A 15,655-nucleotide genomic window follows, 5' to 3' on the forward strand; every position below is an offset into this window, starting at 1 on the left:
CTCTCAGGGTGGGGTACGTTCACCCCTCTAATATGGTGGTGGAATTACACCCCCTGAAATTCAGGGGGCTAATCAGGGGGTCTAATTCCGGATTTTCTTCACGGGGGGTTGCAGATTAGGGGCTTATTCAGGGCATGATTTCACACACCGTGAACTTTAGACCCTGATTCAGGTGGCATAATTCATCCCCCTAAACAGTTAAGCGGGTGGGGCGAATTGTGGTTCACAACGAGTCCCCAACTCAATATGAGTGTGATTACTGACTACGGTCTGAAAGAGGACGACGTAGAGTTTCTGTTGACTGTCAAACAAATCGAAGAAAACTCTACGGAATATGATAATACTGATCCGGGGGAGACAGTCGCGAACGTCACGGTGCTCAAACAGGTGTCGGGCCTCTCGAAAAATCAGATCGACTACCGCGCTCGGGAGGGTGACGACAGTCGTGGGCTTGCCGAGGATAGTCTGAATTTGATCCGCTCACATGGTCCCCGAGTAGAGGGCAAGGGGTTTGGTCCACGGTCGGTAGAACTGACTGACAAAGGCCATCGGGTAGTCGCTGAGATCAAGGAATCGCGCTCGTCGGGCGACGGTCGTGAGGGCGGTTCGGGTGCGGCTTCGTCGGCGGAGATCGAGGAACTTCGGACGGAGGTTTCTGAACTACGCGAAACGGTTGAAAATTTGTCTGAGGATATGGAGACGATTAAGCAAAATCGGACGGGCGCGATCGGGGGTAATCTGGGGGCCAAGCTCGAAGCGATCGCCCGGGCGTTCCCACAACAGAATTTCGTGTTGACCGAGGTACTTGGGATCGACATGGATGCGGTGGCGGCCGCAGATATTGATGACGAACAGGCGCTCAGAGAGCTCCGTGTTTCGGCGTACAACCATCTCACCGAGTCGATCGATGAGGCCGACTCCGAGCAACTTGACCCACCTGTAGAGAGCGAGGAACACGCGTAGGTTCTCCCCTGAGTAGACTGCGTACATCGGCTTGATGGCTCGTCGGAATTGTTTTCGATCTCACCGTGGATCTACCGCCGTATCTCGCTTACTGTTTACTTTGATTTATGGCCGAAATTATGTCTCCGAAAAGGCCTCCTCCAAGCCCGCTTGAAGCAACGTTTCCCGACGGTGATTGAGAGTAGACCCCTGCGGTCTACGGGGACTTCCCGACTGACTCAGTCTGAGCTTTTGCGCTGTTCATCTCCTCTTTGCTGGTAGGACTCCCCGGCACTCTCACTCCCGTACCGGTCCATGAACACGGAGTCGATCTCGTTGTCAGACTCGACGTCGTCGGGGTGGTTTCCAGACTCGACTTCGGCGTCGACGATCCCTGACCAAGAGTCCTCAAGGTCGTCGTCTACCTGCTCGTAACCGATCGCTGCGGGCTCGCCGTTCTCCGCGCTGGCACTCTGGTCGCTACTCGCGCTGGTGACGGGCGCCTCGTCTTTCGGCTCTGGTTTCTCGTTCTCGGGTGAGTGCCTGATCGCGTTTCTCGCATCGTCGACGGTCTGTATCTCGCGCCGGCCACCATCGGAGAGGCTACGAACCACGGCCTGTAGGTCTACTTCCTCTTGATCGGTCGGGCGGTAGTCGCCGTCAGCGAAGGCTTCGATCGCCCCCACGGAGAGGTCGATCCGACCGTCTGTGGCTATCTGTTTGGGGGTCACACGACTGCTATCTGTGGCCACGTCCCCGGCCTGTGGCTCGCTTCTGTGGCGTCTGTCTGTGTGGCCGTCTTCTCGGGCGGCTCCTCGGCTGGCTCCTCTGTACGTGCCTCCCCGAGTGCTTCTTTCTCGGTTGCCTCCTCGTTGACCGACTCGTCCTCGACTGGCTCCTCGCTATCAGCCGCGAACGCGCCGACCCCGCCCGGTGGGATGATGATCTCGTTGCGAATGTCCTCGTAGGTGAACTCACGCGCCCCCTTTGAGATACGGCCGAGCGCCGCTTGGAGGGCGATCCCCTCGTTTCCAGCCCCGATATCTCGGTTCGCCGGGCAATCTCCGCGACCTCCTCGGCGGTGAGCTCGATCTGTTCGTCGCTAGCAATTTAACCAACAAAGCGATGGCTTGAATTTGTTGTTGGTTAATGTGTCGCTTCGATAATTGAGGTGATCTCTTATACTGTGGTGCTAATGGCCATAGCGATCGCGGACAGCCTCGGAATGGTCTGATCTGTTGAATCCGTAGAAGTCCCCGGCAGAGCTCTGCTGTCACACGCTGTTAATCAATGACGGTAGCCGCCACCGCTCGTACTGTCTCCTCCTGCTCAGCGACGTCGACGTTGACGAGAAAAATCTCCGGGAGTAGGCGGCGACGTATGGCCTCGAAGACGAAATCGACGCCTCGCTCCGCTACCTCGAGACGCACGGCGAGGTCGACGACTTTCGGCTCCCGGAGTGGGGACGAGTTCCGGGAGCTGGCGGCTGACTACGAGGGGCAACTACCCTGAGATCGGACATCGTTACCAGCCGTGCCGTCTGCCAGCGTCAGTTTAAGTCGTAGGGATTCGTCGCTGTATCGAGTCGGTAAACATCCTCGACAGCGTCAAAATCGTCGTCAAACGCATACAGGTAGCCGAGCCCCTCGGTTTGCATATACGCGACAATGCAGGCATCGACGAACGAAAGCGGTTCGTGTTGGCGGAAGAGAGCCTTCCCCGTCGCGAGGGCGTCAGTGGTGAGTGAGTCGATGTGGAAACGGGCGTTTTCTTCGATGCGATCGAGGAGATCCACGGCTGCGTCGTGGCCGGCGTGGGTCGTGAGGCCGTTGAGCGTTTCAGCGAGTACGTAGTCGAGGACGACTGCCTCAGGGAGCGTTCCATTGTCGATTCCTTGGAGCACGGGAAGCGCGGCATCGTGGGATCCATCCTGCCGGTATGCGGCGGCAAAGAGGACTGTCGTATCGATGAGTGCTCGCGGCATTTACTCGACGTCGACGCCCCAGACGTCGTGATCGCTCGTCACATCGGTCGGCTCCTCACCATCGTAGCCGTCAAAGTCGGCGAACGTGCCTGTTTGCTGTCGGACAACGTGGACCCGAATGCTCCCGTCGTCTTCGAGATGCCAACGGAGTTGATCACCATCGTCGATACCGAGTTCCCGCCGAATCCGGGCGGGAATATTCGCTTGGTTTCCAGACACCTTGCTTTCGGCGTCAATTCTGTCGCTGCTCATACTTCCCGGTATGTGACTGACCGTGAAAAGCCTAGTGTGCCGCCACACTACTCAGTGACAGGAGAGCGGTTCCGACGAAGAGGATGGTGAGCTACCTTGGAGTTGTTGGGAGCCGGCCGTCTGGTCGTCGGCCGGAAAGGGCACCCGGAAGCGGGTACACACTTTCGTTGACATCCTCTCCGCCCTGAAGGGCGAAGGTTCCCACGGCACCGTACCGCTGGGTTGGGGTGTTTACGGTTTGTAGCTGTCCCGGTGACGGCTACTGGCTGTGTCAATCAGCCGTTACTCCTATCCCGACTTGGGATTCAGAGGTACTTCTTACTGCATCCCGAAATCCACAACAGAAAGGGTGCTTTCTGTGTGGATTCGGGCAATCCCGATATTGTCCGATTAGGTGGGCGGGTAGACCGCCTCGGCTACCTAGCAGTATGACAATCACTCAGTTAAAACACCCGACCAGAAGCTCCTGGTTACTGTAGAGAACTGTCGGATTCATCCCCGCGCTGAAACGCGAGGCTTTCTCCTTGATTCTCCGTAATGGGACGGACCAATCCGACGTACCGAGATCGGTTGGGAGCGGTCGAAAACGAGTGGAGCGCGTTCCGACGAGCGCGACGAGCGCTCCGGGGCGAGGATCAATTCCGGTTCGACCACCTGTTCATGTACGCTCGCGATCGCGCCGACGCCGCCGGTCACCTCAACCACTCCGACCCGCTGGCGCCGGTGTGGATGGCGATCGCGCTTGAACAGGAACGCCGGATCGCCGAACCCGAGTTACGAGTCGACTCACTCACCGACACATAACCCGTGACGCGCACGCCGGAGTCTCTCGGAGACGGTCACCTCGCCCGATGGACGCTCACACCCGACGGCATCGCTCACGAGGTTCACGAAGAGAATCACCCGACGCTGTTCGTCGATGACGCCGCCGGCGACCGCTACGGATGAGCGGGTAGACCCGATCCGTTACCACCGTCAGAGGAGGGGCTCTATGATGCCCTGTGGGAACTCCGATCATTTCTGGACGGCCAGGATACGGTCTCGGGACCGGGAGGTTGTAGCTGTCGAGGCACTCTTCGAGCGAAGGCCAGCCTTACTCGGCGGGCACGCCTCTTTCCGGTCAGCAAACAGGTCGACGTGGCGGCCCGTCGTCTAGAGGCCCGCCACGGAACAGATTTCGGGAGCCGCGAGCCTGCGCTTGCTAGCAGTTCACGTAGGCGTGGGGAACGTCGAGGACCTCTTGCCGGAGTTCACGAACGGCGGCCGTGAACCAGTCATTCACGGTTGAGCACGAACGTGACGCTCTCTCCGTCGACGGCTGCTTCGAGCGTTCCGTCTCGAAGCGTCGCCGTTGTTGTGCGATCTGATCCGCCCGTGAGTGTTGCGGCGTCGCCGAGTAAGTCGCCGGTGTCGGCGGGGACGGCGGCAAACACCGCCGCGCCGTGCGGCGGTAGTTTCCGCTCGATGACCGGGCCGTCAACGAGCGTGCCCGACAGGCCGTCCCACACGATTGGGTCGGCTCCCGAGCCTCTCTCTAAGTGTTCGTATGCGTCGAATCGGACCGTCGACGGTTCGTCTGACCAATTAAACAGTGCGACAGTCGTGGTCTCGTCGCCCGGTCGGTCGCAGATGACACGTGACGGGAACCGCTCTGCGTCGAGCCCCGCGACCTCGGCGTCGCTCGCGGGCGGGATAGACCGTTCTAGTAGCCGTCGACTGGCCGGAGCGATCTCCGCGAGCCGGTCCGAGAACACGTTTACACCACCAGTCGTGGCGACGAGCGCTGCGAACGCCTCGCGCTCGGCTCCGGTGAGGTCGCTCGTGTCCCGAACGAGCTGGCAGTCGGGGTCGTTGAGCCACCAGCGCCGGTGCAAGTAGTTCCGCGTGAGCGTATTGCGGACGGCGTTTTTTAATGCCGGTTGGCTCCCCGATTCCCCTGGTGTTTCCCAGGTCGGATCGGTGTCCGGGCCGATCCGCATTGCGTCGAAGAGTCCGACGCTTGGGGCCATCGGCGCGCCGGACCCGAGGAGAAATACGTCGTCACCGGCCACCTCGGCGATCGTCTCGATCCCTCGACGGTACGCCTCCATCCGGGTCGCCTCAGCGTCGTATCGCTCACCGGGTAGCGCCGCTGCGAAGAGGAAATCAAGCTTCAGATACGTGAACCCCCAGTCGTCGACGACCGTCGACACGGTCTCTCGAAGCCAGTCGACAACTTCCGGGTGCGTCGTGTCAAGCCCGTACAGCGACGACCCGGCGCGGAAGCCGCCGTCGACGGGTGTTCCCGGCCCATCAGCAGCCGCGTCGGTCGGCTCCGTAATGAACCACTCCGGGTGGTCGGCGTGCAAGTCGGCACCGGCCTCCACGTAAAAGGGCGCGAGCCACAGCCCCGGTCGGTACCCGGTGGTTGAGATGTCGTCCGCAACGTCGCTCATATCCTCGAACCCGTCGGCGATCGATCGCCAGTCGCCGAACGCCTCCATGTACCCGTCGTCGATTTGGACGACGTCGACTGGGATCCCCCACTCGCGGAGTTCGGCGAGGTTCTCTCGTACGTCCGCTTCGGTGACGTCGGTAAAATAGTGATACCACGAGCACCAGCCGGTCGGTGAAGTTTCAGGCACGCGAGCGTTCATCCGCTCGCCGACGCAGTCAGCCAACGCAGCGAGCCCTTCCCGAAGCTCACGATCAGCGTCGACCCACAGCGGCGGGAGGGCCAACTGTTCGCCGGGCGCTAGGCGTGTCCCTTCGAGCGGGCACACCGCGCGGAGTGTTGCGACGCCACTGTCGTCGTCGTCGATCTCAAACCGGGTACAGTAGCGATCGTGCTCGAGAAACCCCGCCGTGACGTATCGGTCGTCCTCGACGAGTCCGGTCAGGTAACTGCTGGTCCGGTCGTCAGTCGACGCTGCGAGGTCGTTCATCATCGGGGCGTTGTCTGGGCTCTCCGTGGGGAAGCGCTCCCCAACCGGGAGCGTACCCGTCGACGACCACGACTGGTACCCGTGCCGGTAGACGCGCGCGTCCGCGCTGAATGCGGTCTCGAACCTAAAAGTAATGTCGCCCGCCCGGACCGGCTCGTTGCTAGCGTTCTCGACGGTGCAAATCGCTTCGACGCCGCCTGCTTCGGTCGAGAGTGACACGTCCGCGACCTGCATTCGCTCATTATCGCCATCGACTGCGGCCGCGTCAAGGGCCCCGACGAGTAAATTCCCGGCGTCATCCGCGATCGTGACCTCGTGGCTGGTCGGGTCGTACGTGACTGCGGTGGCGTCCGCCCTGCGTTTCTTCATACCACACGGTCCTTTCGCCCATATAAATATCACACCGTCTTCTCATACCCACCTATCCGAACGCTTAGGTGGCGCGGTTGAGTGGATGCGCTATGCGTATCGGAGTTTGTTACTTTCCCGAACACTGGCCGAGCGAGGAGTGGGAACGCGACGTCGCTGCAATGGCAGACGCCGGCCTCGAGTACGTGCGAATGGCGGAGTTCTCGTGGGGAACCCTCGAGCCCGAGCGTGGCACGTTCAACTTCGAGTGGCTCGACGAAGCTGTCGAACTCATCGGCGACCACGGGATGCAGGCGGTGTTGTGCACGCCGACGGCGACGCCACCGAAGTGGCTGGTCGACGAGCGACCGTCGATCCGACAAGAAGATGCCGACGGGACCGTCCGCGAACACGGCAGCCGCCGACACTACTGTTTCAACTCCGACGCGTACCACGAGGAGACGACCCGGATCGTCAAGCAAATCACCGAGCGATACGCCGACTCGCCGCACGTCGCTGGCTGGCAGACGGACAACGAGTTCGGCTGTCATAGGACTGTCCGGTGTTACTGCGACGACTGCGCCGACGCGTTCCGGACTTGGCTCGCGGACCGGTACGGTGACATCGACCGGCTCAATGAGGCGTGGGGGAACACGTTCTGGAGCCAACAGTACGGAGCCTTCGAGGAGGTCGATCCGCCGGGCCCGACCCCTGCCGAACATCACCCCTCGCGTTTGCTGGCGTACGCACGCTTCGCCAGCGATTCGGTCGTCGAGTACAATCGCGTCCATGCCGACTTGATACGCGAGGCCGACCCCGACTGGTTCGTCACCCACAACTTCATGGGACGATTCCCGACGCTGAACGCGTATGACGTGAGTGCTGATCTCGACCGAGTCGCGTGGGATTCATACCCGACGGGGTTCGTCCAGGACCGCTACGACGCGGAGGCGTCACCGGACCAGTTGCGGGCCGGCGACCCTGACCAAGTCGGGATGGACCACGACCTCTACCGGAGCGCGCTAGACCGGCCGTTCTGGGTGATGGAACAGCAGCCGGGCGATGTGAACTGGCCACCACACTGTCCGCAGCCGGGTGAGGGCGCGATGCGGCTGTGGGCTCACCACGCCACCGCCCACGGGGCCGGTGCTGTCCTCTACTTCAGGTGGCGGCGTTGTCTCGAAGGCCAAGAACAGTACCATGCCGGACTCCGGAAGGCGGACGGCTCGCCTGACCGTGGGTACGGTGACGCTATGCGAACGGCCGAGGAGTTCACCGCACTCGACGGTGTTTCTCACGTGGACGCTCCGGTAGCGACTATCTTCGACTACGACTCGCTCTGGGCGCTTGACACTCAGCCGCACGCGCCGGATTTCGATTACTGGGCGCTCCAAGAGGCCTTCTACGGCGCCGTGCGCAGTTACGGCGTACAGGTCGACGTGATCCCACCGAGTGCTGACCTCTCCGGGTACGCGGCCGTCGTCGCGCCCGCACTCCACCTCGTTACCGAAGGTCTCGCCGACAAGCTGAGCGACTACGTCGCCGACGGTGGGGAGCTCCTCTTCGGGCCCCGAACCGGCGTGAAGGACGCGGAAAACAAGCTCCGGCCGGCACCCCAACCCGGCCCGCTAGCTGATCTCGTCGGTGCGGACATCGACCAGCACGAGTCGCTGCCGCGACGCCTCCAAACCGCGGTCCAGCGAGTCGACAGCCCCACTGACAGCGGTGTCGATGAAGACGTGATTCAGGCCGTTCAGTTTCGGACCTGGGCCGAATGGCTCGTTCCCAACGCTGCTGAACCCATGTATGTGTACGACGTCGATGGTCCGGCGAACGGTCGGCCGGCAGTCGTCACCAATGTGGTCGGTGACGGCCAGGTCACCTACTGCGGGGTCTGGCCCGGGGCTGACTTGGCAGATACGCTCGCGTCAGACTTGCTCGAACGCGCGGATGTCCGACGCGCCGATCAGCTTCCAGACGGCGTCCGAGTCGGGTCCCGCGGCGGCTATACGTGGGTGACGAACTTCACGAGCGATCGGCTTCAGTTGCCGGGAATCGATCCAGACTCGCTCGTAGTGGACGACACCAACCGGGACAACGTCGACGTGGCACTCGACGGCGACTCATCAGCAGACGGCAGCTTTGTGGGACCGTACGGAGTCGCCGTCATCGAGGGAGACCGTGTCGATGGACTACAGGTCGCTAAGCCGTAGTTGAGCACGTCCGTCAGAAGCCCTAGTGGTTGTGGCCGTCGGTTATTTCGACCGTTCCCGTGTCCGGTAGTTCGGGAGCGTGTCGTCCTGCATCACTGCGCCGCGTCCGCCGTCCACGAGCAGGGCGGCCCCCGTAATGAACGCGGCGTCCTCGCTCGCGAGGAACGAGACGGCCCCGGCGACATCGGCCGGTGTGCCGATCCGACCGGTCGGATGGATCGACTCGACCTCCTCGAACCGCCCCTCCGGGAGCTCCTCGCGGGTTCGCTCGATCTCCACCCAGCCGGGAACGACCGTGTTCACCCGGACGCGTGGACCGAAGTCCACGGCCAGCGACCGCGTCATGCCGTTGATGCCCGCCTTCACCGCGTTGTACGGGAAGTGAGCGGGCATCGTCGCGTACGCGTGGTTCGACGAGACGTTCACGATTGCCCCGCGGTCCATGTGCGCGAGGGCTGCTCGTGCGGCGAGCCAGTACGCTCGGAAGTCCGTCTCCACGACGAACTCCCAGTCGTCGAGCGTCGCCTCGTCGGCGGCCGTCTCCGTCTGCACGCCAGCGTTGTTCACGAGCACGTCGACGGACCCGTACCGCTCGGCGGCCGCCTCCGCCAGCGCCGCCACGTCGTCCGGGTCGCGCATGTCAGCGCGGACGAAGGTCGCGTCGCCGGTCCGCGAGCCGTCGGTCGACTCGTCCGCGGTCCGATCCGCGATCCGGTCGACGACGGCCTCGCCGGCCTCGACGGTGCGACCGCTGACGACGACGTTCGCCCCCTCGTCGGCGAGCCGTTCCGCGATTCCGGCGCCGATCCCGCGCGTCGACCCGGTGACGATCGCGGTCTCGCCGGCGAACCGGCCGGACACCGCGTGCTCGGTCGGGGACTCGTGTCGGCGTGTCATAGTTCGCCTCCGTGTCGGCGCGTTCGAGTTCTCATCCGGCTCACCACTCCGCGACGGAGCCGTCGTCGTGCCGCCAAACGGGGTTGTGCCAATCGACGTCGCCGCGCTGTTCGCGGACGTACTCCTCGTCGATCTCGATCCCGAGGCCGTCTCCCTCGGGGATGTCGACGAAGCCGTCGCGGTACTCGAACACCGTCGGATCGGCGAGATAGTCCAACACGTCGCTCGTTTCATTATAATGAATGTCGAGCGACTGCTCTTGGATCAGCGCATTCGGCGTGCACGCGTCAACCTGAATGCAAGACGCGAGTGCGATCGGTCCGAGCGGACAGTGGGGCGCGATCGACACGTCGTACGCCTCGGCCATGGACGCGATCTTCTTCATTTCCGTGATCCCGCCCGCGTGCGAGACATCCGGCTGGATCAGGTCCACGGCGTCCGTCTCGAACACCTCTTTGAAATCCCACCGCGAGTACATTCGCTCGCCGGTTGCGATCGGGATCGTCGTCGACTGCCGGATACCCGAGAGCGCATCGTTGTGCTCAGGTAACACCGGTTCCTCAATAAACATCGGGTCGTACGGCTCAAGCGCGGCCGCAAGCCGCCGAACCATCGGTTTCGACACACGCCCGTGGAAATCGACTCCGATGTCGACCTCGTCGCCGACCGACTCCCGAACAGCCGCGATCCGGTCGACCGCGTCGTCCACGGTGGCTGGGGTATCGATAGGCCGTAGCTCCGCGGTCGCGTTCATTTTTAGCGCCGTGAATCCTGCATCGACCTTCTCTTGAGCGGCGTCACCGACATCAGCCGGTCGGTCCCCGCCGATCCACTGATACACGCGGATCCGGTTCCGTGCGCGACCGCCGAGCAGCTCGTGGACGGGCGCGCCGAACTGTTTCCCTTTGAGGTCCCATAACGCCTGGTCGACGCCGGCGATCGCGCTCATCAGCACGGGGCCGCCGCGATAGAATCCGCCACGGTACATCGCCTGCCAGTGATCTTCGATCCGTGTCGGATCCTCGCCGAGTAGGTAGTTGTCGAGCAGCTCCTCGACCGCGGCGACGACCGTGTGAGACCGCCCCTCCACGATCGGCTCTCCCCAGCCGACGGTGCCATCGCTCGTCGTCAGCTTCAGGAATAACCAGCGGGGCGGTACTTCGAACAGCTCGTAGTCGGTGATGTACATGGTAGGTTAGTCAGTCTTCAGTTGTCCCGACGACTGCTGAGTCGACGGTGTCCGTCTTGGTCTTAAGCGCGTCGCCGGTCTCGGCGTTGAACAGGTAGAGCGCCGCTTCCTTGAAGTCGAACGGGACGTGCGTGCCCTCCGTCGGCCGGACCGCCGGTGCGACGCGGGCGGTGAGTTCGTGGCCGGCCATCTCCATGTAGAGGAAGTTCTCGTTCCCCATCGGCTCGACGACCGTCACGTCGGCGGTGTTCTGCCCCGCCTCGACGACGGTGATGTCCTCAGGTCGGACGCCGACGCTGACGCGGTCGTGCCCCGCGACCGGTTCGGGGTTGGCGAGCTCGTACGTGAACCCGCCGGGGCCCCGAAGGGTCGCGCCGTCGACGTCGGCGATAAAGAGGTTGATACTCGGCGAGCCGATGAAGTCCGCGACGAACTGATTCACGGGCGAGCGGTACACGTCCTCAGGCGCGCCGACCTGTTGGAGCACGCCGCCGTCCATCACGGCGATCCGGTCGCCCATGGCCATCGCCTCCGTCTGGTCGTGCGTGACGTACACCGTCGTGACGTCGAGATCGGCTTGGAGCTCCTGCAGTTCGGTCCGCATGTCCGACCGGAGCTTCGCGTCGAGGTTACTGAGCGGCTCGTCCATCAGGAACACAGATGGCTCCCGAACGATCGCCCGTCCGAGTGCCACGCGCTGCTGTTGCCCACCGGAGAGCGACTTCGGCTTCTCGTTGAGCAGTTCGCTGATACCGAGCATCTCGGCGACGTTCTCGACCTTCTGTTCGATCTCGTCACCGGTCAGCTTCGTCGAGAGCTTCAGCCCGAAGCCGATGTTGCCCCGGACGGTCATGTGCGGGTACAGCGCGTAATTCTGGAACACCATGGCCACGTCACGTTCGCTGGCCCGGCGGTCCGTGACGTCTACGTCGCCGAACCGTATCGAGCCGTCCGTCACGTCCTCAAGGCCCGCGAGACAGCGGAGCGTCGTCGACTTCCCGCAGCCGGACGGCCCGACCAAGACGAGGAACTCGCCGTGGTCGATCTCGACGGAGAGGTCCTTCACCGCGACCACGTTCTCAGTTCCGGAGTCGTACACTTTATCGAGCTCAGAGATGTTGATTCCTGACATTGGTTACTCCTTGAGCGACCCCGCGAGGATGCCGCTAACGAACTGTTTCTGCAGCAGTAAGAACAACACGACCATCGGGACGATAGCGAGCGTCGCCGCCACCATGATCTGATCGTAGTAGATACGCTGGAAGCCGGTCAGCTGTGCCAACCCGATCGGGATCGTGTACATGTCCGCGCTCTCGAGGATCACGAGTGGATACAAGAACAAGTCCCATTGGAACAGGAACAGGATGATCGCCAGCGCGGCCAGCGACGACCGCATCGTCGGGAGCGCGATCCGGTAGAATATCTGGATCTCCGTCGCCCCGTCCATCCGGGCGGACTCCAGCAACGCGTCCGGGATCGATTTCATGTTTTGCCGCATGAGGAAGATTCCGATGGGGTTCGCCGCCCACGGGAGGATTATCGCTCGGAACGTGTTCGTCCAGTCCAGCTGTGCCATCAGCAGGAACAGCGGGATGACGAGGAGCTGGATCGGCAACACGAGCGTCGCTAAGATCGCGTAGAAGATCGGCTCCTTGAACTTGAACTCGTACTTTGCGAACGCGAAGCCGGCCATCGAGCACAACACCAGCGAGAGCAGCGTGTAGATCACCGCGATGAGGACGCTGTTCCGGATCGTCCGGACGAAGTCGAGCCGCTCCTGCAGGGCCGCGAAGTTGTCGAGGAACGCCGTCCCGGGTACCAGCCGCGGCGGAAACTGCAGGAACTGCTCCTGCGGGAGCGTCGCCGCCACCAGCATCCAGTACAGAGGGACCATCATCACCACGACCATTGTGACGACGAAGGCGTACGTGAGGAACTGCCAGACCGCGTCCTTCCGGCGCTGTTCGCGCATCAGTCCTCACCCCCGATCTTGATCTGGACGACAGAGAACACGCTGACGATCACGACGAACACGACCGTGAGCGCGCTCGCGTAGCCCAGGTTGAAGTTAACGAACGCCTGTCGGTAAATGTATTGCACGATAGTGATAGTCGAGTTGGTCGGACCGCCGCCGGTGATCACGTACGGCTCGGCGAACAGCTTGAACGTCCCGATCGTTGAGAGGACGATGACGAACAGGAACACCGGTTTGAGTTGCGGGAGCGTGACGTATCGGAACTTCTCCCACCGGTTCGCACCGTCGATCTCGGCGGCCTCGTACAGCTGCTGCGGGATCGTCTGAAGCCCGGCCAGCAGGATGATCATGTTGTATCCGGTCCACCGCCACGTCACCGCCGCGATGATCGTGTTCCGCGCCCAGAACGCGTCGGTCAGCCACGGGACGGGGCCGAGTCCGACGCCGGCGAGGGCGTAGTTGAGGAATCCCAGCTGTTCGTTGAAAAGCAGCAGGAACACCGTTGAGTACGCCACGAGGTTCGCCGAGACGGGTAACGCGATCGCTGTGCGGAACACTCCTTTAAGCCGCAGAAACGACGCGTTCAGCGCGAGCGCGAGGGCGAGCGCTAGCCCGATCATCAGCGGGACTTGTATCACCAAGATGTACGACGTGTTGAACATCGACTGCCAGAACAGCTCGTTGCTGAGCAGGCGGGCATAGTTCCCGAGCCCGATGAACTCCAGCTGTGCGATCTGCGGGATCTCGAGGTACAACGGGCCGAGGTCGATCCAGAACAGCGACCCCTGTCCGACTCCTCGGTACTCGAAAAACGAGAGGTACAGCGTGTAAAACACCGGGAACGCCAGGAACGCACTGAACAACAGGAAGAACGGCGCGATGAATATGTACGCGACTCGCGGCAGCGTCGGCGTCGCCGCCGTCAGGTCCTGTCTGGCGAAGCGGAACCGGTCCCAGAGCGGTCGCGCCGCTCGCCTCGACCGTCGCGTCGCTCTCCCGACTGCACCGCGAAGACGGCGGCGATATGCCTGCCCGACGCGATCCTCTGTTTCGTCAGAAGTGGCCATGCGATCGACTCCTCCCGGATTACGCGAGGTTCCGATCGGTGTTCTCGGCGACCGTCTCCGCGGCCGCCTGCACGGCCTCTTCGGCCGACTGTTCCCCGTTAATCATACGCTGGAGCTCCGTTTCGATGGCCTGCGACACCTCGGGGGTGTCTTCGGTGAACCGGTAACCGGGAGCCTCCTGTGCGACCTCGGCGAAGAGCGCCCGCGCGGGCTGTCCGTCGTAGAAGTCGAGCTCCTCCTCGAAGACCGGGTCCTCGTAGGTGGTTTCAAGCGCCGGGAAGAGCCCGTACTCGTCGTACATCGCCAGCTGCATCTCCTCGGTCGCCAGCGAGAACTCCAAGTAGTCCCAGCCGCGAGCCTTCTTGTCGTCGGACACCTGGTCGGCTATCATGAGGTTGGAGCCGCCCCAGTTGGACGCTCGCGGGCCGCCCGACTCCAGCGCGGGGATCTTGAACACGCCCCAGTCGCCCGCGGTGTCGGGGAGCTCGGCGCGCAGCGTCCCCTCCATCCACGCCGCCGAGGGGAGCGACGCGATCGTCGCGTCGCCGTAGGCGCTGAACCAAGCGGACGTCCACCCCTCAATGTTAGCCGCGATGTCGGCGTCGTAAATCTCCTTGATGTTGCGAGCCACGCGGAGCGACTTCTCGTTGTGGATGTTCACCTCGCCGCTCTCGAGGAAGGGTTCGCCGGAGAGCTGACGGAACTGGTACCGCCAGACGCCGGAGAGGTCCCCTTCGGGGAGGTTGAGCATGTACTGCTCGTCGGGCAGCTTCTGACCCTCCTCGATGAAGTCCGCCCACGTCTCGATGCCGTCCGGGTCGATATCGTGTTCGTCGTACACCGACCGCCGGTAGTACACCGCCGTCGGGCCGGTGTCCCACGGGAGCGCGTAGATGTCGCCGTCAACGGTGAGCGCCTCCCACTTCCCGGAGATGAAGTCGTCTTTGACACCCGCTTCCTCAATCTCGTCGGAGAGGGGTGCGACGGAGCCCGTGTCGATGAGCGAGGGACCGTCGACCGACTCCAGCATGGAGACCGCCGGCGCGCCGGAGCCCGAAAGCAGGTTCGTCTGAAGCCGGTCTTTCATCGCGGACCGACCGAACTCCTCGACGGCAACCGTTGCGTCGTTCTCGGACTCGTACTCCTCGGAAGTTATCATCAGCGCTCGCGCGGCGACGTCCCACCCCCACACGTTGATCTCCGACGCCATGCCGTTGCCGCTGTCGCTCTCGTCGCTACCGTCACTACCATCGCTGCTGTCGCTACCATCGCTGCCGTCGCTACCGTCGCTGCCATCCCCTCCACTTTCGGGATCGCCGGTTCCGATGCACCCTGCGAGTCCCGCGAGCCCCGCGATTCCCGCGCCTTTCATGAGTCGACGTCGCCCGTATTGTGCGTAGTTTGGTTTGTTAGTCATGATCGTACCTGACTATCCGTTCCTCATGCTACAGCTATATAAAATTACTGGACATTTGTCCTAAAAACAGCTCAGAACCGCATTATTTGTGTTTTCATAAGCTGAACAGAGCCCAGTTATATACGTTTTTTCAAATTTATGCCGCGTCCGCCTAGTATTGCGGGTATAATATATTTAATTTATAAATTTTATACCCAATATTATATTCTGATCCACGACTGTGTTCTCCTATACTAAACAAGTGTTATACCGCTGTCTCCCATACCACTCTCAGAAACGATGGGAGACCCGGACACCATCTCCGTTCAGGCGACGGCAACGTCCCTGCAGATCGTCGAGGAACTATACGAGCGTAACGGCGCCGGAGTCACCGAATTAGCCGACGCGATGGATGTCTCGAAAAGCGCGGTTCACAACCACCTCTCGACGCTCTGTACGCTCGGCTAC

At 62.2% G+C, this 15,655-nt stretch carries 14 protein-coding genes and 2 pseudogenes; 6 read left to right on the forward strand and 10 right to left on the reverse strand.

The genetic code is table 11. The features are described from left to right. The first annotated feature begins 252 nt into the window (after positions 1 to 252). A complete protein-coding gene (locus tag DJ73_RS05685) occupies positions 253 to 963 on the forward strand; it encodes a hypothetical protein (RefSeq protein ID WP_141212909.1) in 711 nt (236 codons plus the stop codon). 218 nt (positions 964 to 1,181) lie between these two features. Here DJ73_RS05685 and DJ73_RS05690 read toward each other — a convergent pair whose 3' ends face one another. Next, positions 1,182 to 1,673 carry a hypothetical protein gene (locus DJ73_RS05690; protein WP_094557492.1) on the reverse strand — a complete coding sequence of 164 codons (492 nt, stop codon included), beginning with the start codon at positions 1,671 to 1,673 and terminating at the stop codon, positions 1,182 to 1,184. Positions 1,674 to 2,195: 522 nt separating this feature from the next. Here DJ73_RS05690 and DJ73_RS20865 point away from each other — a divergent pair. After that, positions 2,196 to 2,454, forward strand: a pseudogene (locus DJ73_RS20865) (transcriptional regulator TrmB); the annotation flags it as partial. A 37-nt stretch (positions 2,455 to 2,491) separates the two neighbouring features. On the opposite strand, the gene DJ73_RS05700 reads toward DJ73_RS20865, so the two are convergent. Both DJ73_RS05700 and DJ73_RS05705 read right to left on the reverse strand, forming a co-directional pair. Further along, positions 2,492 to 2,926: a PIN domain-containing protein gene (locus DJ73_RS05700; protein ID WP_094557493.1), complete on the reverse strand. Its 435-nt coding sequence runs from the start codon at positions 2,924 to 2,926 to the stop codon at positions 2,492 to 2,494. Continuing rightward, on the reverse strand, positions 2,927 to 3,178 hold the full coding sequence (locus tag DJ73_RS05705) for an AbrB/MazE/SpoVT family DNA-binding domain-containing protein (RefSeq protein ID WP_094557494.1): 252 nt from the start codon (positions 3,176 to 3,178) through the stop codon (positions 2,927 to 2,929). A gap of 537 nt (positions 3,179 to 3,715) precedes the next feature. Between DJ73_RS05705 and DJ73_RS05710 the strand changes: the two genes are divergently transcribed. Beyond that, the gene (locus DJ73_RS05710; protein WP_094524335.1) at positions 3,716 to 3,982 is read left to right on the forward strand and encodes a hypothetical protein; all 267 of its coding nucleotides are present in this window, start codon (positions 3,716 to 3,718) and stop codon (positions 3,980 to 3,982) included. 3 nt (positions 3,983 to 3,985) lie between these two features. Then, on the forward strand, positions 3,986 to 4,126 hold the full coding sequence (locus DJ73_RS20180) for a hypothetical protein (RefSeq protein WP_170938288.1): 141 nt from the start codon (positions 3,986 to 3,988) through the stop codon (positions 4,124 to 4,126). A gap of 326 nt (positions 4,127 to 4,452) precedes the next feature. On the opposite strand, the gene DJ73_RS05715 is transcribed toward DJ73_RS20180, so the two are convergent. After that, positions 4,453 to 6,471: a glycoside hydrolase family 36 protein gene (locus tag DJ73_RS05715; RefSeq protein ID WP_094527053.1), complete on the reverse strand. Its 2,019-nt coding sequence runs from the start codon at positions 6,469 to 6,471 to the stop codon at positions 4,453 to 4,455. A 92-nt stretch (positions 6,472 to 6,563) separates the two neighbouring features. Between DJ73_RS05715 and bga the strand changes: the two genes are divergently transcribed. After that, positions 6,564 to 8,663: a beta-galactosidase Bga gene (gene bga, locus DJ73_RS05720; protein ID WP_094557495.1), complete on the forward strand. Its 2,100-nt coding sequence runs from the start codon at positions 6,564 to 6,566 to the stop codon at positions 8,661 to 8,663. Positions 8,664 to 8,705: 42 nt separating this feature from the next. On the opposite strand, the gene DJ73_RS05725 is transcribed toward bga, so the two are convergent. From DJ73_RS05725 to DJ73_RS05750, 6 genes are read right to left on the reverse strand one after another with little or no spacing between them, the layout of a single operon-like run. Then, positions 8,706 to 9,560, reverse strand: a complete 855-nt coding sequence (locus DJ73_RS05725; RefSeq protein ID WP_094527055.1) for an SDR family NAD(P)-dependent oxidoreductase — start codon at positions 9,558 to 9,560, stop codon at positions 8,706 to 8,708. A gap of 40 nt (positions 9,561 to 9,600) precedes the next feature. Continuing rightward, on the reverse strand, positions 9,601 to 10,749 hold the full coding sequence (gene dgoD, locus DJ73_RS05730; protein WP_094527056.1) for a galactonate dehydratase: 1,149 nt from the start codon (positions 10,747 to 10,749) through the stop codon (positions 9,601 to 9,603). 10 nt (positions 10,750 to 10,759) lie between these two features. After that, positions 10,760 to 11,881, reverse strand: coding sequence for an ABC transporter ATP-binding protein (locus tag DJ73_RS05735; protein WP_094527057.1), 1,122 nt, complete (start codon positions 11,879 to 11,881; stop codon positions 10,760 to 10,762). A 3-nt stretch (positions 11,882 to 11,884) separates the two neighbouring features. Continuing rightward, positions 11,885 to 12,721 (reverse strand): carbohydrate ABC transporter permease, encoded by an 837-nt coding sequence (locus DJ73_RS05740; RefSeq protein WP_094527058.1) that lies wholly within the window; start codon positions 12,719 to 12,721, stop codon positions 11,885 to 11,887. Then, positions 12,721 to 13,791: a carbohydrate ABC transporter permease gene (locus DJ73_RS05745; protein WP_094557496.1), complete on the reverse strand. Its 1,071-nt coding sequence runs from the start codon at positions 13,789 to 13,791 to the stop codon at positions 12,721 to 12,723. The genes DJ73_RS05740 and DJ73_RS05745 overlap by 1 nt, the downstream gene beginning before the upstream one ends. Before the next feature lie 19 nt (positions 13,792 to 13,810). Continuing rightward, a complete protein-coding gene (locus DJ73_RS05750) occupies positions 13,811 to 15,163 on the reverse strand; it encodes an ABC transporter substrate-binding protein (RefSeq protein ID WP_094557497.1) in 1,353 nt (450 codons plus the stop codon). 324 nt (positions 15,164 to 15,487) lie between these two features. On the opposite strand from DJ73_RS05750, the pseudogene DJ73_RS21260 reads away from it, so the two are divergent. Then, positions 15,488 to 15,649: pseudogene (locus DJ73_RS21260) on the forward strand (helix-turn-helix domain-containing protein); the annotation flags it as partial. Positions 15,650 to 15,655 lie beyond the last annotated feature (6 nt).

The organism is Halorubrum sp. Ea1 (assembly GCF_002252965.1).
Lineage (GTDB): Archaea > Halobacteriota > Halobacteria > Halobacteriales > Haloferacaceae > Halorubrum.